Here is a 23,451-nt window from a genome sequence, read left to right as displayed (position 1 = left end):
AGTATGTTCGTTAATCATAATGTGCCCTCAAACAAGATTTGAAGATCTGATCATGACATTGAGATTTAGTTCAAAAAAATCCCCGCTAATTTCTTAGCAGGGATTTGTGTATAAGAGACAGCTTTAAAAGCGCCTTTCTTTATGAGCTAAAATTAATTACTCAACAGTTTGTGTAGCCGTTGGTAAGTTAAGCTCAGCATTGGCTTTAAGCGCTTCAATAAATACCATGTAGTTTTTATTAGCTTGCGCCATAGTAATGCTTTGTTTTGCTTGAGGGTCAATATTAGCTGCAACTTGTGCATCCGTTACCGACTTAAGCGCTACAATTGCTGCATCACCATTATTTAAATTAACGAGATCGACTACCGCAGAATCCGCTGGGTGAGCCATTTTAAAAGCTTGAGTCACAATAGCAGGTGAAACAGTATAGCTTTGACGTGTTAACTGCGCTTCTTGGCGAAGTGTTAAGCTTTGCTCGTTAGCAACATCGTTTAAGCTCTTACCTGCTTGTACTTCTGCAAATAAGCTACGTGCCTTTTCTTTAGCAAGCTCAGATGATTTTTCATTCACTAAACGCGCTTTAATTTCCTCGCTTACTTCGTCTAACGGCTTAGTAGCAGCAGCTTTATGCTCGTTAATACGAACAATGATTGCATGCTCATCGCCAAGCTCAATAACTTCAGAATTTACTTTATCTTCAAGTAAATCAACTGATGTTAATGCTGTAACAACTGCAGGGCTGTTTAACGGCTCTGGTAGAGCATTAAGTGCTAAAAGAGGTGTAGATTTAACTTCCACTTCAGCAACTTCTGCAGCATCATCTAAGCGGTCTGAAATTTCAAATGCAAGTGCACCCATTTCAGTTTGCTTTTCGTAAAATGCATCAATTTTTTCAGCTTGTTCTAATTCAGCACGTAAGTCAGCTTTAACATCGTCATACGCTTTAACTTGTTGTGATTGAATGTCAGTAAGTTTAATTATGTGATAACCAAACTCAGAAGTAACAACGTCAGAAATATCACCTTTATTTTCAAGCGCGAAAGCCGCGTCTTCAAATGCAGGGTCCATTACATCACGCTCAATCCACTCAAGATCGCCGCCCATTTCGCCACTAACGATATCGTCAGACGATGATTGTGCTAACTCAGCAAAGTCTGCACCTTGCTCTAGCTGTGCATGAAGAGCATTGGCTTTTTCTTTTGCTGCATCATCGTCTTCACTGTTATCAATTAAGATATGTGATACGCGACGCTTTTCTGGCTCAACGTATTGTGCTTTGTTTTGCTCATAATACGCTTTAACGTCATCCTCGGTTACCGATTCAACATTGATATCTGCTGCTTTAAGCTCAATGTAACTTACTGAGATAAGCTCTGGAGATAAAAATTGAGATGCGTTTAAGTCGTAGTAATCAGATACTTCTTGATCTGATACTTCAACATTCGCGGCAAGTGCCTCTTTGTTTACAACTACGTAATCAATACTACGAGTTTGCTGCTGAAGAGCAATTGCGCTTTTCAGCTCGCTCTCTAGGGCAAAGTCTGTACCTGCAACAGCAGATACTACCTGGCTGCGTGTCATATCTTTACGTAAATATTCACGAAAAGCATCTGGTTGAAAATTCATTTGACGAATTACTTGTAGGTAACGGTCGTTATTAAACTTTTCACCAATTTGAAAGTACGGTAATTCTAAAATTGTTTTACGTACACTTTCGTCGCTTACGCGAAGGCCTAAATCAGCCGCTAGCTGTGATTGCAATTCTTGTTGTACTAAGCGGTCAACTACACCTTGACGAATTTGTGCCATGTAATTTGGATCAGCTGCAATTTGTGTAAAGTATTCACCAAATTGTTGCTCTAAACGGCTACGTTCATTTTGATAAGCACGGTTAAAATCGGTTTGACTAATTTTAATTCCATTTACTTCAGCAACGGGTTGTTCTGTGGTTTGACCTAAGTAACTACCGATCCCTGCTAAGGCAAAAGATAAAATCACCGCGCCTAAAATTATTTTGGCTACAGGTCCTTGCGAACCTTCTCTGATTTTCTCAAGCATTTGTTTATCTCTTTTTGATCAAGGTATTTTACCTTGTCACATGTAAAAAAAGCGTATCTTACCAGATACGCTTTTTCACTTGAAGTAACTGACGGAAAAGTTACTTAACTCATCTGTTGTGGTGAATCAGTAACTTTACACTCGCCATAACTAATGTGTTTAAAACAGTGATTAGTTTACTGCGTCTTTAAGCGCTTTACCGGCTTTGAAAGCTGGAATAGTTGCAGCAGCAATTTGGATAGTTTCACCAGTTTGCGGGTTACGGCCTGAACGTGCAGCACGTTCACGTACTGAGAAAGTACCAAAACCTACAAGTGCAACTGAGTCGCCATCTTTTAGCGCGCCAGATACAGATTCGATGAATGAATCTAGTGCACGACCTGCAGCCGCTTTAGAAATGTCAGCATCAGCTGCGATTTGATCGATTAATTGAGATTTATTCACAATATCATCCTCTTTCATTGTTATTATCAAGAGCGATGGTTTTTTAAACTAACATCACTTTTTTGAAAATTTTAGAGCAAACTTTTAATGCCCACATGATTATATTTTTCTTAAGCCTAGGCCCCGTAAGGGCTAGGCTTGAAAACCAGTGCTTAACTTATCATACCGTTTAGATTTGAAAAGCCCTAAAAAGCACTTTTTTTATGTTTTTTCTTGGTTTTTAGGTGTTTCGACCGAAAAACTCTCAACAGGATGCACTAAAGCAAGCTTTAACACCTCGTCAATCCAAGTAACTGGGTGAATATCAAGACCTGCCAGCACGTTGTCTGGTATCTCTTTTAAGTCACGTTCGTTAATTTTTGGAATGATCACTGTTTTAATTCCACCACGATGCGCCGCTAATAACTTCTCTTTTAAACCACCAATCGGAAGTACTTCACCGCGTAGTGTAATTTCACCTGTCATTGCAACATCTGCTCGTACAGGATTACCCGTTAAGCTAGATACAAGACCCGTTACCATTGCTGCGCCCGCACTAGGACCATCTTTTGGTGTTGCGCCCTCAGGTACGTGTACGTGAATATCACGTTTTTCGTAAAAGTCGCTGTTAATACGGAAAGTATCTGCTCGATTACGCACAACCGTCATTGCCGCTTGAATCGACTCTTGCATTACATCGCCAAGAGAGCCGGTGTAACTTAACTTGCCTTTACCTGGCACTGCCGCACATTCAATTGTTAGCAAATCACCGCCAACTTCTGTCCATGCTAAGCCTGTAACTTGACCAATACGGTCACCATCTTCAGCTTTGCCATAGTCAAAGCGCTGCACACCTAAAAAGTCTTCTAGGTTATCTTGATTGATGGTCACTATTTTAGTGTCCTTTTCAAGTAAGATATTTTTAACGGCTTTACGGCATAGTTTCGAAATTTCGCGCTCTAAGTTACGTACACCCGCTTCACGTGTGTAATAACGAATAATGCCAATAATTGCGCTGTCTTCGATAACTATTTCAGACTCTTTTAAACCGTTACGTTTAACTTGTTTAGTAATTAAGTGCTCTTTTGCAATGTTTAGCTTTTCATCTTCGGTGTAGCCCGACAAGCGAATAACTTCCATACGATCTAATAATGGACCAGGAATGTTAAAGCTGTTTGATGTTGCTACAAACATAACGTCAGATAAATCGTAATCGACTTCAAGATAGTGATCGGCAAAATGACTGTTTTGTTCCGGATCAAGCACCTCTAACAATGCTGATGCTGGGTCGCCGCGCATGTCCGATGACATTTTATCGATTTCATCTAATAAGAATAATGGGTTTTTAACGCCCACTTTTGTCATGTTTTGAATTAGCTTACCTGGCATTGAACCTATGTATGTACGACGATGACCGCGAATCTCAGCTTCATCACGTACGCCGCCAAGCGCCATACGCACATACTTACGACCAGTTGAACGCGCGATAGATTGCCCTAGCGATGTTTTACCAACACCTGGTGGCCCAACTAAACATAAAATTGGCCCTTTAAGCTTATTGGTACGCTGTTGTACCGCGAGGTACTCGATAATGCGCTCTTTTACTTTATCTAAGCCATGGTGATCGCTATCAAGAATTTTTTGCGCGCCCGCTAAATCTTTTTTCACTTTAGAGCGTTTTTTCCATGGCACATTAATTAATGTGTCAATGTATGAACGCACTACAGTTGCCTCTGCAGACATTGGCGACATCATCTTAAGCTTATTAAGCTCTGTCGTCGCTTTGTCTTGTGCTTCTGCTGGCATACCCGATTCTTCAATGCGCTTTTTAAGTGCTTCAAATTCATCAGGTACATCATCAAGCTCACCCAATTCTTTTTGAATGGCTTTCATTTGCTCATTGAGGTAATACTCGCGCTGTGACTTTTCCATCTGCTTTTTAACGCGGGTACGAATTTTCTTCTCAACTTGCAGTAAGTCTATTTCGCCTTCCATTAATGCCATTAAATATTCAAGACGTTCTGTCACGTTTGAAATTTCTAGCACTTTTTGTTTTTCAGGTACTTTTAATGGCATATGGGCTGCCATTGTATCAGCAAGGCGCGCTGGCTCATCAATACCTGAAACTGAAGTTAGTACTTCAGGAGGGATTTTTTTATTTAGCTTTACATAGCCTTCAAACTGGCTAATTGCGCTACGAATAAAAATTTCTTGTTCTTTCTCGTCTACCGAATCAGATTCAATAAATTGAGCATTAGCTACAAAAAAGTCTTCGTTATCTACAAATTCTTCGATTTGTGCGCGCTGTGTACCTTCTACTAAAACTTTAACTGTACCGTCCGGTAATTTTAATAACTGAAGTACAGTGGCAATAGTGCCGATACGATAAATATCTTCTTGCTCAGGTTCATCTACAGTTGCATCTTTTTGTGCAACCAAGAAAATTTGTTTGTCTTTGTCCATTGCCGCTTCTAGGCATTTTATTGATTTTTCACGGCCTACAAAAAGCGGGATCACCATGTGCGGATATACCACAACATCGCGCAGTGCAAGGACTGGGATTTCGACTCGGTCGGTTCTCTCAAGCGTCATTATAGTTTCTCTTCGCACTTAATTTATTTTAAAGATTACTCAAGTATATGGGGATAACCTAATTAAAGTTCAACAATTTTCCCTTACTCGATTAAATTAATTATAAAAAAAGGAGCCTAAGGCTCCTTTTTTCACTCAAATAGCTTAAAAACTATTCTGATGCAGCTTTATCTTGTTTATTATTTTCATAAATCAAGATTGGGTCTGACTCACCTTTAATAACGGTTTCATCAATAACCACTTTGCTTACGTCATCCATTGAAGGAAGTTCGTACATAGTATCAAGTAACACACCTTCAACGATTGAACGAAGACCACGTGCACCTGTTTTACGCTCCATTGCTTTGTGGGCAATTGCAGCTAAGGCATCATCACGGAACTCAAGTTCAACGTCTTCCATACCAAACAATACTGAAAACTGTTTAGTAATCGCGTTTTTAGGTTCACTTAATATTTGCACAAGAGCAGCTTCGTCAAGTTCTGTTAACGTAGCAACTACTGGCAAACGACCTATAAACTCAGGAATTAAGCCGTATTTAACTAAATCTTCTGGTTCTACGTCTTTAAATGTTTCACTTAAAGAACGACTCGCCGCAGACTCTTTTACGCTAACGCCAAAACCGATACCGGTATTTTTGTGGCTACGTTGCTCAATTACTTTATCTAAACCTGAAAATGCGCCACCACAAATAAACAAGATTTTAGAAGTATCTACTTGTAAAAACTCTTGTTGTGGATGTTTACGACCACCTTGCGGTGGAACAGAAGCAACGGTGCCTTCAATCAGTTTAAGTAGCGCCTGTTGAACGCCCTCGCCCGATACATCACGCGTAATTGACGGGTTATCTGATTTACGAGAAATTTTGTCAATTTCATCAATGTAAACAATGCCACGTTGCGCTTTTTCAACATCGTAATCGCACTTTTGTAAAAGCTTTTGAATGATGTTTTCAACATCTTCACCTACATAACCTGCTTCGGTTAATGTAGTGGCATCGGCCATAGTAAACGGCACATCGAGTAGACGCGCTAACGTTTCTGCAAGTAATGTTTTACCACTACCTGTTGGACCGATAAGCAAAATATTACTTTTACTTAATTCAATGTCTTGCTTAGTCGATTGGTTACGCAGGCGTTTATAATGGTTATAAACGGCAACAGACAATACTTTTTTAGCATGATCTTGGCCAATAACATAATCGTCTAAGTGTTTACGAATTTCTTTTGGTACAGGTAGTTTGTCAGACGTATCATGCTTAGGAGCAATGTCTTTGATCTCTTCCCTGATAATATCGTTACACAACTCTACACATTCATCACAAACGTATACTGAAGGGCCTGCAATTAATTTACGCACTTCATGTTGGCTTTTGCCACAAAAAGAGCAGTATAACAATTTATTACTTTTGTCGCCGTCTGTAGGAGTGTCAGACATTCAGCTACCTCATTTTATTACGTTGGCCACCAAAACTGTTGGCGGCTATTTCAATACGCTTTAACTATACCAAAATTTATTAGTTTTCGCATAGTAACTCAAAGTGGCAAACAGGCAATCCCGCTCACCAAGCGCTTACTTTTTATCGCGATTTGTAAAAACTGAGTCTACCAAGCCGTAATCTACAGCTTGCGTGGCACTCATAAAGTTATCACGATCTGTGTCTTTAGAGATAATATCCAATGGTTGGCCTGTATGCTCAGCCATTAAGCGATTAAGCTTAGCTTTAATAGACAGAATTTCTTTAGCGTGTATTTCAAAGTCAGATGCTTGACCTTGGAAACCACCTAATGGTTGGTGAATCATCACACGAGAGTTTGGTAAACAAAAACGTTTACCTTTAGCGCCAGCAGTAAGTAAAAAAGCACCCATGCTTGCAGCTTGACCTACACATATTGTACTTACATCTGGTTTGATGAAGTTCATTGTGTCGTAAATAGCCATACCCGCAGTTACTGAACCACCTGGTGAGTTAATGTATAAAAAGATATCTTTATCAGGATTTTCTGATTCTAAAAATAGCATTTGCGCTAAAATCAGATTTGCCATGTTGTCTTCAACTTGACCTGTTAAAAAGATAATACGCTCTTTTAATAATCTCGAATAAATATCATACGAGCGCTCGCCTTTTGGTGTTTGTTCAACAACCATTGGGACCAATGCATTTAGGGGATCTGTAATACCAGTATTCATACTTATTTAATTCCTTATGCGCTTATACTTATCCTTATTATAAGGAAGCATAGTTATCGTTTTTCGCAAATTTAGAGCCAAAAACTAAAATGGCCCGGGCACGCTGTATAAACAGAGTAGCACGAGCCATTTAATCGTTAGCGAGAGCTTAAGTCAATGACTTATTAAGCACCTTGCTGTGGATTCATGATGTCATCAAATGCTTTTTCAACATCAGTAACAACTGCTTTAGCTAAAATAGCTTCAACAGCTTGCTCTTCCATTGCTACATTACGCATTTGCTGCATAAGTTGATCATTACCTTTGTAGTATTCTACTACTTCAGTTGGATCTTCGTATGCAGAAGCTACCGTTGCAATTAATGCTTCAACTTTAGCATCATCAACTTTAATCTCGTTAGCTTTAATCACTTCACCTAATAAAAGGCCAGTTTTAACACGTGTTACAGCTTGCTCGTGGAACAATTCAGCTGGAAGCTCTGGCATGTTTTGAGCGTCGCCGCCAAAACGTTGAGCTGCTTGCTGACGTAGAGCATCAACTTCTTGATCAACTAGTACTTTAGGCACTTCGATTTCGTTGTTAGCTAAAAGACCTTTGATTGCTTGGTCTTTAACGCTTGCTTTAACCGCTTGGTCTAGCTCACGTGTCATGTTCTTTTTAACTTCTTCTTTAAGCGCGTCTACGCCGCCTTCGGTAACACCGAATTTGGTTGCAAACTCTTCGCTTAGTTCTGGTAATTCTTGTGCTTCAACTTTTTTCACTGTGATAGTGAATTGAGCCGCTTTACCTTTTAAGTTTTCAGCGTGGTAATCATCAGGGAAAGTTACATCAGCAACTACTTCTTCGCCTGCTTTTTTACCTACGATGTTATCTTCAAAACCTGGGATCATACGACCTTGACCAAGTTCTAATGGGAAGTCTTCAGCTTTGCCGCCTTCAAATACTTCACCGTCGATAGTACCTACGAAATCAACTGTTACACGGTCGTTTTCGCCAGCAGCTGTATCAACATCAGCCCACTCAGCGTGTTGCTTACGAAGTGTTTCTAGCATGTTAGCTAAATCTTCGTCAGTTACTGTTACTGCTGGTTTTTCAACAGTAATTTTATCTAAACCTTGAACTTCAACTTCAGGGTAAACTTCAAACGTTGCTGAGAATTCTAAATCTTTACCTGCTTCAAGTGATTTAGGAGCGAATGTAGGCGCGCCAGCTGGGTTGATTTTTTCAGAAACGATTGCTTCAATGTAATTACGTTGCATTACTTCGCCAGCAACTTCTTGACGAACTGCAGGGCCAAAACGCTTGTTAATTACAGATACTGGAACTTTACCAGCACGGAAACCATCTATACGCTGTGTTTTTGACAGTTGTTGTAGGCGTTTTTTTACTTCGGTCTCAACGTTCTCTGAAGGAACGGTGATAGTTATACGGCGCTCAAGGCCTTGGGTCGTCTCAACAGAAACTTGCATGATTTACCTCAATATTCAATTTTGGCGACTGTTCGCCTTCCTTTACAAACAAAGTGTTCTGCATGAGTCTTGATAAAGTTTAAGCGGTTTTCCACACTTAAAAGCATCCGTCGCTACCATGAGACACCATTGCTGCTTTGCCCTTCGGGCACTATGTTAAACAATAGACGCGGCATTATAACCTAATATTTATGATAGTCGAGTATAGGGGGCAATTATTTGGACTAGATAAGGGACTATAAAGACTAACTGAATAAAAAACAGGCTAACTACGGACTAAATAGAATAAAATAGAAATTATTTAATAGAATTATAGGCTAACAGATTTAGATTTATAACTTAGAGGAGTTTACTTATTGTTCTTATTGGATAAGAAAATGGTCGGCGATGCAGGATTTGAACCTGCGACCCCTTGGACCCAAACCAAGTGCGCTACCAAACTGCGCTAATCGCCGACATTGAAGAGTTAACTTCTTTTTTCATACTGAACACTTAAACTGAGAGTTTAAGACCATTTTAAGAAAATGGTCGGCGATGCAGGATTTGAACCTGCGACCCCTTGGACCCAAACCAAGTGCGCTACCAAACTGCGCTAATCGCCGATATTCGTTGTAAATGGGGTGACTGATGGGGCTCGAACCCACGACAACCGGAATCACAATCCGGGGCTCTACCAACTGAGCTACAATCACCGCTATATTTACATGTTTTCAAATGGTGCACCCAGAAGGATTCGAACCTTCGACCGACGCCTTAGAAGGGCGTTGCTCTATCCAGCTGAGCTATGGGCGCATCGAAAACTTCATAGTTTACCAATAAGCTATTCGATTATAAAAAATTATAAAAAAATGGTCGGCGATGCAGGATTTGAACCTGCGACCCCTTGGACCCAAACCAAGTGCGCTACCAAACTGCGCTAATCGCCGAAACTTATTATTGCTAGCGAGTGACCTCGTTGACAACGGGGTGCATAATAGTGATTTGACGGGGTTAGGTCAAACGTTTTTTTAAGAAAACCAATCAAGTGCTCATTTTTAGTGCACAATGGTTAAATATTACAATAGTCGGCTGAATTTTAAACTATTTAACAGCTCAAACGTTATATACCTTAAAAGCAACTTGGCGCTGCTATGCTTTTCTGCGAAAATAGTAGGCACATTATAAAACGAGTTAAATAAAGAGCGTATTTTTCTTTATTAGCATTTTTACCCCTATTTTATTATGCATTCGTTTTTAGAGTATCGGTATCTAGTTAATTAACCCCAATTAAAGGTCACCCATGACGGCAAACATCATTGATGGTAAGGCAATCGCAAAACAAGTACGTAGCGCTGTAGCAGAACGCGTAAGTGAACGTGTAGCAAATGGTTTACGTGCACCAGGACTTGCAGTAGTACTTGTAGGACTTGATCCAGCAAGCCAAGTTTATGTTGGTTCAAAACGTAAGGCCTGTGAAGAAGTCGGTTTTATCTCTAAATCATTTGATTTACCAGCAGACACACAAGAGCAAACTCTTTTAGATTTAATTGACGAGCTAAATAATGATGCCGAAGTTGATGGAATTTTAGTGCAGTTACCACTGCCAAAAGGTCTTGATGCTGAAAAGATTTTAGAACGTATTACCCCACATAAAGATGTTGATGGATTTCATCCATATAACATTGGTCGATTAGCACAGCGTATGCCTGCCCTTCGCCCATGTACGCCTAAAGGCATTATTACATTACTTGATTCAACGGGTGTACGCTATAAAGGGATGCATGCAGTTGTCGTTGGCGCGTCAAATATTGTTGGTCGTCCAATGTCGTTAGAGCTTTTATTAGCAGGTTGTACTACCACTGTGTGTCATAAATTTACTCAAGACTTAGAAACACATGTTCGCCGCGCTGACTTATTAGTTGTGGCTGTCGGTAAACCGGAATTTATACCGGGAGATTGGATAAAAGAAGGCGCTATTGTTATCGATGTGGGCATTAACCGCTTAGATACGGGTAAATTAGTCGGTGATGTTCAATACAGTGTGGCCGAACAAAAAGCACATTTTATTACACCTGTACCAGGTGGCGTTGGCCCGATGACTGTCGCAAGCTTAATTGAAAACACACTTGAAGCGTGTGAAAAGTATCACAGCTAAGCTGTTAAAAAATCAAAAAAGGGTTGCCATTTGGCAACCCTTTTTTAGTTTGACCTGAATTACTTTAAACGCTTACGCTTTACGCCACGTTGTTTTACCAGCTGAATCTTCAAGTATTACACCTAACGCATTAAGTGCATCGCGAGCTTCATCAGCAGCAGCCCAGTCCTTACTAGCACGTGCTTCATTACGTTTTACAATTAATGCTTCAATTGTCGCAACTTCGTCGTCATCTTGCCCACCTTGTAAAAAAGCTTCCGGTGCTTGTTGAGCAACACCTAACACTTCACCGAGGCTACGCAGTATAAACGCTAACTTGCCAGCTTGACCTGCTTCACTTTCTTTTACGCGGTTTAATTCTTTAGCAAGTTCGAACAACACAGGTAGTGCTTCTGGTGTATTAAAGTCATCATTCATTGCTTTTCTAAACTTAGCAACAAACTCATTGCCTTCTAAGTCGCACTCTACCGGTACGACATCACGAAGCGCTGTATAAATGCGTTCAAGTGATGAACGCGCTTGGTCTAAATTTTCTTGTGAGTAATTTAATTGGCTGCGGTAATGCCCTGAAATTAAAAAGTAACGAACAGATTCAGCGTCGTATGCTTTTAAAACCTCACGCACAGTAAAAAAGTTATCTAACGACTTAGACATTTTTTCTTTATTTACTTGCACCATGCCAGTATGTATCCATGTATTTACATACTTGCCGTTGTTTGCACAGCACGACTGGGCAATTTCGTTTTCATGATGTGGAAACTGTAAATCAGACCCGCCACCGTGAATATCAAAATGCTCTCCTAAGTGTTTTGAGCTCATTGCCGAACATTCAATATGCCAACCAGGACGCCCATCACCCCACGGTGATGACCATGATGGCTCACCTGCTTTGGCTTTTTTCCATAACACAAAATCAAGTGGATCGTCTTTATCTTGAGCCACTTCTACGCGAGAACCTGATTGCAACATAGTTAGATCTTGCTGAGAAAGCGCACCATATTGCTCAAACGTTGATACATCAAACAAAACATCGCCATCAGCTGCAACATAGGCATGGCCTTTTTCAATCAAGCGCTTAACCATAGCGATGATTTCATCCATATGGCTTGTAACTGTTGGTTCAATATCTGGGCGTAGCATATTTAGGCTATCAAAATCTTCATGCATCGCTTTAGTCATGCGCACAGTTAAATCGTTTATTGACTCACCATTTTCATTTGCGCGTTTAATTATTTTATCGTCGATATCTGTAATGTTACGTACATATTTTAAATCGTAACCAATATGACGTAAGTAGCGCACAATAACGTCAAAACCAACAAAAGTACGAGCGTGTCCAATATGGCAGTAATCATAAATGGTGATACCACACACATACATGTCGATTTTGCCTTCGACCATAGGTTTAAATTGCTCTTTTTGTCGCGTGAGTGTGTTGTATATATTTACCATTTACTTTGAGTCCTTGACTATTTACTTGAACAGTTATGTTACCACTTGAAAAGCCCCTGCTCTAGCGCTTTATAACAAACCAAACATCTACTTTGTTAATCTTAGCCAACTACGATAAAATAGCGCCAATATTTAAACCAGATATAGGAAAACACATGGTTGTTCTACACACCAATTTTGGTGACATCACCATTAAAATGTTTGAGCAAGAAGCTCCAAACACAGTTAAAAACTTTTTAGAGTATGCAAATGCTGATTTTTTCAACGGCACTATCTTTCATCGTGTAATCGATGGTTTTATGGTTCAAGGCGGTGGTTTTGTACCAGGTATGGAACAAAAAGAAGTTAACGACCCAATTAAAAATGAAGCTAATAATGGCCTATCTAACAAGATAGGTACTTTAGCAATGGCGCGTACGCCTGATCCTCATTCAGCTACAGCGCAGTTTTTCATTAACGTGAACAACAATGACTTTTTAAACCACAGCAGCGAAACATCGCAAGGCTGGGGTTACTGTGTTTTTGCTGAAGTAGTAGAAGGCATGGACGTAGTAAATAAAATAAAAGGCGTAGCAACAGGTAGTACTGGTTTTCACCAAGACGTGCCTCTTGAAGATGTGATCATCGAAAGCGTTACTGTTAGCTAATAGTAAGTTTACCCACGTAATGTGGAGTATCAGCGGGCATTTACGCAATGTGTATACGCCCGCTTTATTTATATCGAAAAGACTGACCTATGACTCGCCAAACTTACTTTATTGCAGATTTACACCTAAGCGAAAACCGCCCCGACATTAGCGCTGCATTTTTTGACTTTTTAAATACGCATATACTAAATAAAGATGTAGATGCACTTTATATTTTGGGTGATTTTTTTGAAGTATGGGTTGGAGATGACTACATTACAGCGCTGAGTGCCGATGTAGCAAAGCATTTAAGCGCCGTTAATGATGGTGGGACACCTGTTTATTTTATACATGGCAACCGTGATTTCATCATGCGCAAGCAATATGCAGACATGGCCGCAATGACTTTACTCGATGAACAAACAGTCATTGATTTATATGGTACGCCTACCGTTATTTTACATGGCGACGAAATGTGTACTCAAGATACTGAGTATCAAAAATTTCGTAAAAAAAGCCGTGGTTGGTGGTGGCCAAAATTAATGCTTGCAATGCCACTTTGGTATCGTAAAAAAATAGCGCGTAATGCCCGTGAAAAAAGTAAGTTGAGCCAAGCTGATAAACCTATCGAAATTTTAGACGTTGTAGATGAAGCCGTGCTTGCCACCTTTGCTAAACATAACGTTACTAATATGATTCATGGTCATACTCACCGCCCTAATGTTCATACCTATAAAGTTGATGAACAAACGCTTACTCGTACAGTGCTAGGTGACTGGTATACCCAAGGCTCTTATTTAGTCGTTACCCCTCAATCACAAGAATTAATTAGCACGCCTTTCGCATAATTTAAAATCCTGACTATTATTTAACTATATATTTGAATAATAGTGAGAGGTTTAATGATTAAGCTGTTAATTTTCATCGTAGTAATTGCCATTCCTACCAAAGTATTTAGCGAGCAAACATGGCAAATTGTTACTGAAAACTACCCTCCCTATTTTAGCGAAAACCTTCCTGATAACGGTTGGTTATACGAAATCACTCAATCAGCCCTTAAAACTCAAGGCATTAATAGCGAAGCCGAGTTTACGACATGGGACCGCGCCCTAAAGCTATTAGAAAAAAAGAGAAAAACAGCTATTTTAGGCGCTTTTTATTCATTAAAAAGAAATGAAGTTTTTTACTACTCTCGCCCACTTGCAGTTGCTCATTCAGGAATTTTTAAACGCAAAGAGAGTGCTATTAACTTCGATGGTACAGTTCAGTCATTAACACCTTATAGTATTGGTACAGAAGACAATGCCTTTGTAAGCCAAGAGTTTACAAGAAATACTGAGCTGGCAATAACATCCACTAAAAGCCTTCCTACAAGTTTATACCTGCTACAACAAGGACGTATTGATTTGGTCGCAGGCACTAAAGAAGTAGGGAAGTATTGGCTTGAGCACAATAACGAAGTTGATTTAGATAAGAATAAAATTGAGTACTTATTGCCAGATCTTGCTTCTCATAAACTATATTTAGTTGTCTCTAAATCAAATTACAGGGCAAAAGAGTACTTACAAAAGTTTAATAGAGGGATTGATATAATAATTGAAAACGGAAGCATTGCTGAAATCATGAAGAAACACAATTTCAGCAATCAAAAAACAGCTGAATACATTAATTTTTTAAAAGAAAATTAGCTTTCTGCTATTGGCAGGCCACTATGAAACTTAAAATCTTCATCCTGTGATGAAATTAATTCGGCTTCAATCTCGCCAAATTCTTTAACTCGTTCGGTAATATCAAAATCAGCAATTTCTTGCGCTAAAGTTAGATAATCTTGGTAATGACGGGCTTCAGAGCGCAGCAGCGAAATATAAAAATCACCTAAACGTTTGTCAACATGCGGCGCAAGCTTTGCGAAACGCTCACATGAACGCGCCTCAATGTAAGCGCCTACAATTAATTTATCAACAAGGGCGTTTGGCTCAAACGTTTTAACATGACGAAGCATGCCTTTTGCATAACGACATGGTGTAATGCTTTGGTACTCTACACCGTACTCGTCCATAATTTCGAGCACTTGGTAAAAATGATGCAACTCTTCTTTTATCAACAATACCATTTTATCAATTAAATCTTGTCCATATGGCGAATTAGATTTAGGAATTATTGATTTAGTTAGCTTATTTTTAGCGGCGAGATCACGCCAATTTCCTTCACGCTTATAAATAAGCGTTTCAAATGGCTTTAGCCACTCGAGTAAGGCATCACTGCCCTCTTTATCAACAGCGTATTTACGTATTAAAAACATCGCACTTTGAGCCGCTTTTAACTCACAAATTAAGTGATCGATTAAGATTACTGATAAGTTCTCTTTTTTAATTGCCTGCTCCACCCACTGCTGTGGGGTTGTACACACTAAAAAGTTATTGATCGGCTCTAAAAGTTGGCTATGTGGCACGTTGACTGCTCATTACTAAATAAATTTGATATGCCATTATTTTAACACGAAATTTTGTTTGGGATAAATCAAAGCCCTAACCTGTGCAAAAATGTTAATAGTGAGTTAACTTGACTTTGCAAAATAAGTGAACCATAACTGTACGTAGACTGTATAAAAATAAACCAACCAAAACAGTAATACGTTCCTTTTATGGAGTAAGCACTATGATACTAAATCACCTCTGGGGCATTTATGCTCACCCACTTGAAGAATGGCAAACAATAGATAATCGCCATGAAAGTCTAACCTATAGTTTGTCGCATATTTTACTGATTGCTTTGTTTCCTTCAATAATGGGTTATTACTCATCTGTTTATTTAGGATGGAGTATAGGCGCAGGCGATCCTGTATTTTTAACGCACGATAGTGCGCTATTAATTGCAGTTGCAATGTATTTTGCTTTAATAGCTGGTGTTTTTGCATTGGCGTATTTGGCTCATTGGATGGCCGTTACATTTGGCTCTAAGCCTACATTTACACAAACACTTGAACTTGCAGCTTATACTGCAACACCTGTGTTTATGTCAGCGCTTGCCGCCTTTTGGCCTGTACTTTGGTTTGTAGTGTGTATTGGAATTATTGCGCTAGCTTACTCGGTCTACTTACTTTATACCGGCGTACCAATACTTATGCATATTCCAGAAGAGCGTGGTTTTATTTATGCTAGCTCAGTTGTAACGTGCGGATTAATATTATTAGTTATTATTTTAGCTGTAACAGCTATGCTTTGGACAAATGGGATTGTTAGTCCAATGTTTACTTAATAAAGTTTAGCTAAAAAAGAGTCGTGTTTGATAGAAATGTTCCCTTTCTTTCCTTCGCAAAAAAGGAGCTAATTAGCTCCTTTTTTTATGTAACGACTTTTTATTAACTAATTATTAATCAGCTTCGTTTTCGTCTTGGTTGTGAATCTCTAAACTTGAAGACATCGCACTTTCGCGGGTGCTTTTTGCTGAATCGTTACGTAGCTCATCAATACGGTTTAAATAGTTTTGATCAATATCGCCTGTAATATATTGCCCATCAAATACAGAGGTTTCGAACTTAGTAATTTCAGGGTTTTCTTGGCTAACCGCAGCTATTAAATCTTTTAACGATTGAAAGATTAAACCGTCAGAACCAATACTTGCATTAATATCTTCAACTTCACGTCCGTGAGCAATAAGCTCAGCTGCTGAAGGCATATCAATACCGTACACATTAGGGAAGCGTATTTCAGGCGCTGCGGATGCAAAGTAAACATTTTTAGCACCAGACTCTCGAGCCATTTCAACAATTTGTGCTGATGTTGTACCACGAACAATTGAGTCATCAACCAATAATACGTTTTTACCTTTAAACTCGCGATCAATTGCGTTTAGCTTTTGACGCACTGATTTTTTACGCATCTCTTGGCCAGGCATGATAAATGTACGACCGATATAACGGTTTTTAACAAAACCTTGACGATACGGTAAATCAAGCACACGTGCAATTTCCAGTGCTACATCGCATGAAGTTTCTGGGATTGGGATAACTACATCAATGTCTTTATCAGCCCATTCGCGTGCAATTTTTTCACCTAGTTTTGTGCCCATGTTTACGCGTGTTGCGTACACAGACATACGGTCTATTGTTGAATCAGGTCGAGCAAAATAAACAAATTCAAAAATACACGGCGAGTAAGATGCTTTATCTGCACAACTAAGTGAATGAAATTCACCTTCTTCTGTAACATATATAGCTTCACCAGGGGCAACATCACGTACAAACTCAAAACCATCCGGTTTTAACGCAACGCTTTCTGAAGCGAACATGTACTCAGTGCCTTTTGCAGTCTCACGTTTACCAAATACAAGTGGACGGATACCATTAGGGTCACGAAAAGCAACAATGCCGTGACCAATAATCATAGCAATTGTTGCATAACCACCGCTTACTTTATTATTTACCTCGGTTACCGCAGTAAATATATCTTCAGGGTCTAAATGCAACTTATCAGATTTACTTAGTTCATGTGCCATGATGTTGAGTAAGATTTCTGAATCAGATGTTGTATTTACATGACGACGTGCTTCTGAGAATAACTGCTCTTTTAAAGCTTCTGCATTAGTAAGGTTACCATTATGGGCAAGCGCTATACCAAACGGTGAGTTAACATAAAAAGGCTGTGCTTCAGATGAGCTTGAAGACCCTGCTGTAGGATAGCGCACATGGCCAAGACCAATCGTACCTTGTAGTCGTTTCATATGACGAGTGTGAAAGGCATCTTTCACTAAGCCATTTGCTTTGCGTAAGCTGAACGTATTATTCTCAATGGTAATGATACCCGCGGCATCTTGACCACGGTGCTGCAAAACAGTTAAGCCATCATAAATCGCCTGATTGACAGGGGATGTTCCGACTATTCCAACGATACCACACATGTAATTTATCCTCGCCGATTAACGGTTTACTGAATTTAAAAAGCTCGAGTTGTTTTCTAGGTACGAAAAGAACCATTCAACAACAAAGCCAAATTCTGGAATCAAAATAGAATTGCCCCACCAGTGCGTATTGGGTGCACCAGTAAAAGCATCAAGAAAGAAGAGTAACGCGCTCACGACCAACACGCCTCGTAGAGCACCAAACACTATGCCAAAAACACGGTCGGTACCCGATAAACCAGTACGATGTACAAGTTCACCTAAAATGTAGTTTAGTAAACCGCCTAACAGTAGCGTCGCAAAGAATAATATGGCTATGGCCGCCGCATTTCTTAAAAGGGGTTCAGAAATGGTTGTTAGGAAGGAAGCTAAATATTGGTAAAATAAGCTAGAGATGATAAAGGCGCCAGCCCATACAGCTAATGACATTGCTTCTTTTACAAAGCCGCGTATTAAACCGATGATGGTAGACAATACAATGATGCCAATAATGGCGTAATCAACCCAGATCATAAGAACCAATTAGTCGCTAATTTGGGGCGCATTCTATACCCAAACATCGTTAGTATGCAAGTTTAAACGGGAGATTACTGGGTTGTAGTTAATACAAAAAATTAACATTCTAGTCTAGGTATTGTGAGATAAAGATAATGATAAAAAAAATATAAATAAATAAAAAAAAGGCTTGTTATACAAGCCTTTTTAAAATTATTTTGTTACTTCGTACTGCGTAACTTTACCATTTAATTTAGTAAGCTCTTTGAGCTGGGGGAGCTGCTTTTGTAATTCACTTTTATCAAGCGAAGGACCAACAAATACTTTGGTTAGTGTCCCATTTGGGGTTTTAATCGGTTTAGTAAACGTTTTAAACCCTTCAGCCTTTAATTTAGCCTGTAATGCTTTAACGTTTGCAACATGTGAAAAACTACCTAATTGAATAACATAGGCCATATTCGTTAGGTTTTCATCACTTTTACGTGGTGCAATTGGCTCTGGCTTAGCTTGAACAGGCGCTTTTGTAATTGGTGTAGCTTTGGGTTCTATAGTTGCTTCAACAACTTTATCTTCCACAGCGTAATCACTCTCATCCATCGCGCTTTGCTGCTCAAAAGCTTCATCGTCAGCTTGAATGTCTTCAATTTCATCTTGCTTTAGTGGCTCAGCATTAGCCATATTTTCATCAATTGACTCTTGAAGATCGATTGTTTTGAACTCAGGGCGGTCTGGGATCGCTTTAAAGCCTTCTTTATAATGCACTTTTTCGCCATCGAGTATATTAGGGATAAACACAATTGCTGCGATCACCACTATACTTGTTCCGACTAAGCGATTAATAAAACTTGAGTTCACCGACATCCTCTCTATTTTTTAAAGTAATTAATAGCGCCAGCAACTGTAAAAAATGAACCAAATATAATCAACATAGTATCACTTTGTTGTTCTGGTAAAATTACATTCAGTGCTTGTGCCACACTATCATAGCTATTAATAGTATTATGATGAGACAATTCGTGCAGTGCATTTTGTAAATTACTTGCAGTGTCGCCTCGCGGGCCACTTAAGCTCGCTAATGACCACTCATCGACCAAGTGACTTACTTCTTTAAATACACCCGCTTTATCTTTATCAGCAAGCATAGCGGCTAATGCATGAATTTTAAAGCCTTTATCTTTATAGCTTGATAACTTATTGGCTAAATAACGCGCCGACTCAGGGTTGTGTGCTACGTCGGTAAAGACTAAAGGCTCAACACTTAACTGTTGAAAGCGCCCTTCGACAACTAAATTAGCTAAACAACTTCGTATAATTGATTCACTAGGTAATAAGTTTAAAACACTTAGCGTAGTTAATGCGGTAGCTGCATTTTGACACGGTATTGCAGGCTTATCTATTTCAAGATTATGTTCTTTATATTGCCAATTAAAGCTCTCAGCATTTTCTTTAAAAATAAAGTCACTGCCCGACAGCGTCATGTTGGCATTAATTTCTTTGCCGTAATCAGTCATTGTGTGAGGAATATTTAAATCCCCTATAATAGCGGGCGTATTTTCACGAAAAATACCGGCTTTATCATAAGCCACTAACTCACGGGTATCACCTAAGTACTCTTTATGGTCTAAGTCTATAGTGGTGATCACGCTTGCAAAGGGAGTGACTATATTTGTGGCGTCAAAGCGCCCACCTAAACCAACCTCTAGTAATACATAATCGACGTTACAGCGTTTAAAAATTGCCAACGCCCCCAAAGTACCATATTCAAAATAAGTCAGAGCAGTGTCTTTACGGCCTTGCTCAAGCTGGTGAAAAGCATCTATATGAAATTGGTCTGCCAATTCTTCCCCATTAACTCGTACACGCTCGTTATAACGAATTAAATGTGGAGATGCGTAAGTACCCACATTGAAACCTTGCGCTAGCAATAGCGACTCTAAGCAGCGTGCTGTGGTGCCCTTACCGTTTGTACCGGCAATAAGAATAATTTTACTTGGAGTGTTTAACAGGCCAATATTGTTAGCAACATTAGCAACTCGTTCTAAGCCCATAGCAATGTTAGCTGGGTGAACACTTTCTAAATAAAAAAGCCAATCATCAAGGCTTGATGATTGGCTAGGAATTTTTTTTGTCATAGCGTGTAATCAGTAAAGCTGAAATTTACGCTACTCTATGCTCTTGTTCCGTAGAAGGCAAGTTCATAAATTTAGCTAAAATGCGTGCAAGGGTATCGCGCATTTCACGGCGGTCAATAATCATGTCAATTGCACCGTGTTCAAGCAAAAATTCACTACGCTGAAAGCCTTCAGGTAATGTTTCGCGAACAGTTTGCTCAATAACACGAGGACCCGCAAAACCAATTAATGCTTTAGGTTCTGCAACGTTAATATCGCCCAGCATAGCAAGTGATGCAGATACACCACCCATAGTTGGGTCAGTCATGACTGAAATAAACGGAAGACCTTTTTCAGTCATTTTTGCAAGTGCAGCACTTGTTTTAGCCATTTGCATAAGCGACATAAGCGCTTCTTGCATGCGTGCACCGCCTGATGCAGAAAAACAAATAAGCGGCATGTTATGCTCTAAACATTGATCAACAGCATCAACAAAGCGAGCGCCAACAACAGAAGCCATTGAACCACCCATAAACGAGAACTCAAATGCTACTGCTGCAACTGGAATACCTTTTAATCGGCCTTTCATAGCTACAAGTGCATCTTTTTCACCACTTGCTTTTTGGGCTGCACTGATACGATCAGAGTATTTTTTAGAATCTTTAAACTTAAGAATGTCTTTAGGCTCATGTTGTGTGCCAAGCTCTTGACGGTCACCTTCATCTAAAAAGTGCTCCAGGCGCTTACGGCCACTAACACGCATGTGGTGGTCACACTTAGGACATACGTTTAATGACTTTTCTAATTCAGCTTTATATAAAATTGAATCACACGATGTGCACTTAGCCCAAACACCTTCTGGGATTTCTTTACGACCTGATGATTTTGTCGTTTTAGGTAAGATTTTTTCTAGCCAACTCATTTGCAACTCTCTTAATGCTGTTCTGTGTCGCGAGCCTGCCAATAGCAATTAGCAGACAAATTTTTTCAATTAAAACATGAATTACACTAACGCGGTATAAAAAACTGGTCTTAGTAGTTAAAAGTGTTCATAAAAAACACTAACGGCAACCATAACTAAATTTCAGCGTCAGGTAAAAACAATGGACCTAAAGGCATTTTAGGAATATTAAACTCTTCAGGATAATCGACATCAACCAAGTATAAACCTGCAGCTTTAGCTGTAGCACTTGCTTTAGCACGCTCTTTACAATCAAGTAATTCTTTCAACCAAATGGGCTGTTGCTTATGTATGCCAATATCCATCAAGCTCCCCGTTATATTACGTACCATGTGATGCAAGAACGCATTCGCCTTAATATCAATAATAACGTAACACCCTTGGCGCTGTACCGATAAATGATGAATAGTGCGAGTCGGTGTATTTGCTTGACAATGGATCGCTCGAAAAGATGTAAAATCGTGTGTCCCGATCAAATACTGACAGGCTTCCTGCATTTTAACTTCATCTAATGGGTGATGAAAATGCGTAACCCCTTCGTTTAACACTGCTCCTCGAAAAGGAGAGTTATAAATAATATAGCGGTATCGGCGAGCGGTTGCACTAAAACGAGCATGAAAATCGACAGCAACTGGTTGTGCAAAGCGAATAGCAATATCTTTAGGCAATAAGGTATTCATACCCATTGTAAATGCGACCATGTCACGCGAAGCTTCAGTTTCAAAATGTATTATTTGACCTGTACCGTGCACACCCGCATCAGTTCGCCCCGCACATACTACTTCAACTGGGTGATTACAAATACGCGACAATGCCTTTTCTACTTCTTGTTGTACGCTATTTACATGTGATTGACGTTGCCACCCACTATAGCGTACGCCGTTGTATTCAACTCCAAGTGCTACTCGCATAATTACTGCTTTACCTACTGTGCTAATGAACACGGCATTTTATGCTATCTCTCGACGCAATAAAAGGAGGTGTGCGGTAATACCCTTTTTATTAAAAACATGATCATTTCAATGAATCAAATAACTTAATAATTACGATGTAAATTATTCTTTTATAACAATTACATACTATAAAATTCACTTCGTTAATGCGTTGCTTTCCCTTGTTATAATTAAACTAACATCCATAAAAAAACCCTTAATTAGAATAACCAATTAAGGGTTTTTTTAACAATTTGTTATTTTAGTTTCGCTTTTAAACTAAGTGCCTCTTCTTGAACTTCTTCTGGGCCTTTGTTGATGACATCCTCAATGACCTTGAGCGCAGAATCAAAATCATCAATTTCAATATAAGCACGCGCTAAATCTAGTTTAGCTGAATAACCACCACTTTCAGCATCAACATCGGTTGGGTTATCACCAGCAAGTAATGCATCAAACTCACTCAAACCGACATCCATATTAACGTCGGTGTAAGGTTCGTGTTCAAGTTCAGCCTCTTCACTTTCTTCTAATAATGAATCTATATCTACAAATTCATCATTATCAAGTTGCTCAATATCACTACTTTCAACAAGTGGCTCTTTTGTAGTTAATGAGTCATCTTCCTCTAAGTCTTCTTTTAGCAAGCTGTCAAAGTCGACATCAAATTCACTGCTATCCTCAGCACTTAATTCTTCAGGCTCCGCTAACTCACTAAGTAATGAATCAAAATCAGTTTGCGTCAAATTTGACATAAACTCTTCATCAAGTTCATCGTCAGAGCTAATATTAGTGCTACCTGCTTCATCTGAGTTTGTTAACTGTGCTTCGCGCTCTGCATTTGTTTGCTCTTGCTGCTCGTCTGATAACTCATCAGTTAGCGCTTGCTCTAAAATATCTTCGTCAAACTCAACATCTAAGTCAGAAAAATCGTCTTCAATTAAAATTTCATCATCAAAATCGTCTTCTAAACTATCTAAATCATTATTTTCAGAAAGCGCATTTGATAAGTCCTGCTCAGCTTGGCTGGAAGCGACTCCCTGCGCCTCACCGTCTAAATCATCACCTTGTAATTCTTCGGGGGTAAATGGCAACTCACTTTCTAGTGTTT

Annotated in this window: 20 protein-coding genes and 5 tRNA genes; 5 read left to right on the top strand and 20 right to left on the bottom strand. The window is 39.4% G+C overall.

Annotated features, from left to right (window positions below; all coding sequences use genetic code 11):
- Nucleotides 1–156 precede the first annotated feature (156 nt).
- The 11 genes from H5159_RS07890 to H5159_RS07840 all read right to left on the bottom strand — a co-directional run bounded on the left by H5159_RS07890 (nt 157) and on the right by H5159_RS07840 (nt 9,656).
- The gene (locus tag H5159_RS07890) at nt 157–2,058 is read right to left on the bottom strand and encodes a SurA N-terminal domain-containing protein (RefSeq protein ID WP_182780107.1); all 1,902 of its coding nucleotides are present in this window, start codon (nt 2,056–2,058) and stop codon (nt 157–159) included.
- Nucleotides 2,059–2,229: 171 nt separating this feature from the next.
- Nucleotides 2,230–2,520 (bottom strand): HU family DNA-binding protein, encoded by a 291-nt coding sequence (locus H5159_RS07885; protein ID WP_158000827.1) that lies wholly within the window; start codon nt 2,518–2,520, stop codon nt 2,230–2,232.
- Nucleotides 2,521–2,703: 183 nt separating this feature from the next.
- Nucleotides 2,704–5,073: an endopeptidase La gene (lon, locus tag H5159_RS07880; protein ID WP_182780106.1), complete on the bottom strand. Its 2,370-nt coding sequence runs from the start codon at nt 5,071–5,073 to the stop codon at nt 2,704–2,706.
- Between the two features lie 151 nt (nt 5,074–5,224).
- A complete protein-coding gene (gene clpX, locus H5159_RS07875; protein ID WP_002958344.1) occupies nt 5,225–6,508 on the bottom strand; it encodes an ATP-dependent protease ATP-binding subunit ClpX in 1,284 nt (427 codons plus the stop codon).
- Between the two features lie 135 nt (nt 6,509–6,643).
- Nucleotides 6,644–7,261, bottom strand: coding sequence for an ATP-dependent Clp endopeptidase proteolytic subunit ClpP (gene clpP, locus H5159_RS07870; protein ID WP_024590978.1), 618 nt, complete (start codon nt 7,259–7,261; stop codon nt 6,644–6,646).
- A gap of 164 nt (nt 7,262–7,425) precedes the next feature.
- On the bottom strand, nt 7,426–8,730 hold the full coding sequence (gene tig / locus H5159_RS07865) for a trigger factor (RefSeq protein WP_182780105.1): 1,305 nt from the start codon (nt 8,728–8,730) through the stop codon (nt 7,426–7,428).
- A 378-nt stretch (nt 8,731–9,108) separates the two neighbouring features.
- Nucleotides 9,109–9,185 (bottom strand) — tRNA-Pro (locus H5159_RS07860).
- A 70-nt stretch (nt 9,186–9,255) separates the two neighbouring features.
- Nucleotides 9,256–9,332: transfer RNA gene (locus H5159_RS07855), tRNA-Pro, on the bottom strand.
- Nucleotides 9,333–9,346: 14 nt separating this feature from the next.
- A tRNA-His gene (locus H5159_RS07850) sits at nt 9,347–9,422 on the bottom strand.
- A 23-nt stretch (nt 9,423–9,445) separates the two neighbouring features.
- A tRNA-Arg gene (locus H5159_RS07845) sits at nt 9,446–9,522 on the bottom strand.
- A 57-nt stretch (nt 9,523–9,579) separates the two neighbouring features.
- A tRNA-Pro gene (locus H5159_RS07840) sits at nt 9,580–9,656 on the bottom strand.
- Between the two features lie 353 nt (nt 9,657–10,009).
- Here H5159_RS07840 and folD point away from each other — a divergent pair.
- Nucleotides 10,010–10,864, top strand: a complete 855-nt coding sequence (gene folD / locus H5159_RS07835; protein WP_002958348.1) for a bifunctional methylenetetrahydrofolate dehydrogenase/methenyltetrahydrofolate cyclohydrolase FolD — start codon at nt 10,010–10,012, stop codon at nt 10,862–10,864.
- A gap of 72 nt (nt 10,865–10,936) precedes the next feature.
- Here the strand turns inward: folD and cysS are convergent, their stop codons facing one another.
- The gene (gene cysS, locus H5159_RS07830; RefSeq protein WP_182780104.1) at nt 10,937–12,316 is read right to left on the bottom strand and encodes a cysteine--tRNA ligase; all 1,380 of its coding nucleotides are present in this window, start codon (nt 12,314–12,316) and stop codon (nt 10,937–10,939) included.
- A 155-nt stretch (nt 12,317–12,471) separates the two neighbouring features.
- Here cysS and H5159_RS07825 point away from each other — a divergent pair, with 155 nt between their 5' ends.
- The 3 genes from H5159_RS07825 (at nt 12,472) to H5159_RS07815 (ending at nt 14,630) form a co-directional block, all read left to right on the top strand.
- Nucleotides 12,472–12,963 (top strand): peptidylprolyl isomerase, encoded by a 492-nt coding sequence (locus H5159_RS07825; RefSeq protein ID WP_002958350.1) that lies wholly within the window; start codon nt 12,472–12,474, stop codon nt 12,961–12,963.
- 89 nt (nt 12,964–13,052) lie between these two features.
- Complete coding sequence (locus H5159_RS07820) at nt 13,053–13,790, top strand: UDP-2,3-diacylglucosamine diphosphatase (RefSeq protein WP_039484437.1); 738 nt, start codon at nt 13,053–13,055, stop codon at nt 13,788–13,790.
- A gap of 54 nt (nt 13,791–13,844) precedes the next feature.
- The gene (locus tag H5159_RS07815) at nt 13,845–14,630 is read left to right on the top strand and encodes a transporter substrate-binding domain-containing protein (protein ID WP_002958352.1); all 786 of its coding nucleotides are present in this window, start codon (nt 13,845–13,847) and stop codon (nt 14,628–14,630) included.
- Here H5159_RS07815 and miaE read toward each other — a convergent pair.
- The gene (gene miaE / locus H5159_RS07810; RefSeq protein WP_182696375.1) at nt 14,627–15,394 is read right to left on the bottom strand and encodes a tRNA isopentenyl-2-thiomethyl-A-37 hydroxylase MiaE; all 768 of its coding nucleotides are present in this window, start codon (nt 15,392–15,394) and stop codon (nt 14,627–14,629) included. The two genes, H5159_RS07815 and miaE, sit on opposite strands and share 4 nt — an antisense overlap.
- Before the next feature lie 206 nt (nt 15,395–15,600).
- On the opposite strand from miaE, the gene H5159_RS07805 reads away from it, so the two are divergent.
- On the top strand, nt 15,601–16,200 hold the full coding sequence (locus H5159_RS07805) for a Yip1 family protein (RefSeq protein WP_024596370.1): 600 nt from the start codon (nt 15,601–15,603) through the stop codon (nt 16,198–16,200).
- 114 nt (nt 16,201–16,314) lie between these two features.
- On the opposite strand, the gene purF is transcribed toward H5159_RS07805, so the two are convergent.
- The 7 genes from purF to H5159_RS21040 form a co-directional block, all read right to left on the bottom strand.
- A complete protein-coding gene (purF, locus tag H5159_RS07800; protein ID WP_024596369.1) occupies nt 16,315–17,841 on the bottom strand; it encodes an amidophosphoribosyltransferase in 1,527 nt (508 codons plus the stop codon).
- Between the two features lie 18 nt (nt 17,842–17,859).
- Nucleotides 17,860–18,354 (bottom strand): CvpA family protein, encoded by a 495-nt coding sequence (locus H5159_RS07795; protein WP_002958356.1) that lies wholly within the window; start codon nt 18,352–18,354, stop codon nt 17,860–17,862.
- A 195-nt stretch (nt 18,355–18,549) separates the two neighbouring features.
- Nucleotides 18,550–19,191, bottom strand: coding sequence for an SPOR domain-containing protein (locus tag H5159_RS07790; protein ID WP_182780103.1), 642 nt, complete (start codon nt 19,189–19,191; stop codon nt 18,550–18,552).
- An 11-nt stretch (nt 19,192–19,202) separates the two neighbouring features.
- A complete protein-coding gene (gene folC / locus H5159_RS07785; protein WP_182780102.1) occupies nt 19,203–20,468 on the bottom strand; it encodes a bifunctional tetrahydrofolate synthase/dihydrofolate synthase in 1,266 nt (421 codons plus the stop codon).
- A gap of 25 nt (nt 20,469–20,493) precedes the next feature.
- On the bottom strand, nt 20,494–21,369 hold the full coding sequence (accD, locus tag H5159_RS07780; RefSeq protein ID WP_007376856.1) for an acetyl-CoA carboxylase, carboxyltransferase subunit beta: 876 nt from the start codon (nt 21,367–21,369) through the stop codon (nt 20,494–20,496).
- Between the two features lie 155 nt (nt 21,370–21,524).
- On the bottom strand, nt 21,525–22,319 hold the full coding sequence (gene truA, locus H5159_RS07775; RefSeq protein ID WP_165724236.1) for a tRNA pseudouridine(38-40) synthase TruA: 795 nt from the start codon (nt 22,317–22,319) through the stop codon (nt 21,525–21,527).
- 278 nt (nt 22,320–22,597) lie between these two features.
- Nucleotides 22,598–23,451, bottom strand: an 854-nt coding sequence (locus tag H5159_RS21040) for a FimV/HubP family polar landmark protein (protein WP_310735989.1), incomplete at its 5' end; no start/stop codon positions are given.

Source organism: Pseudoalteromonas sp. SG43-1 (assembly GCF_014164415.1).
Taxonomy (GTDB): Bacteria; Pseudomonadota; Gammaproteobacteria; order Enterobacterales; family Alteromonadaceae; genus Pseudoalteromonas; species Pseudoalteromonas distincta.
This window is presented reverse-complemented; position numbering and strand designations above follow the sequence as displayed.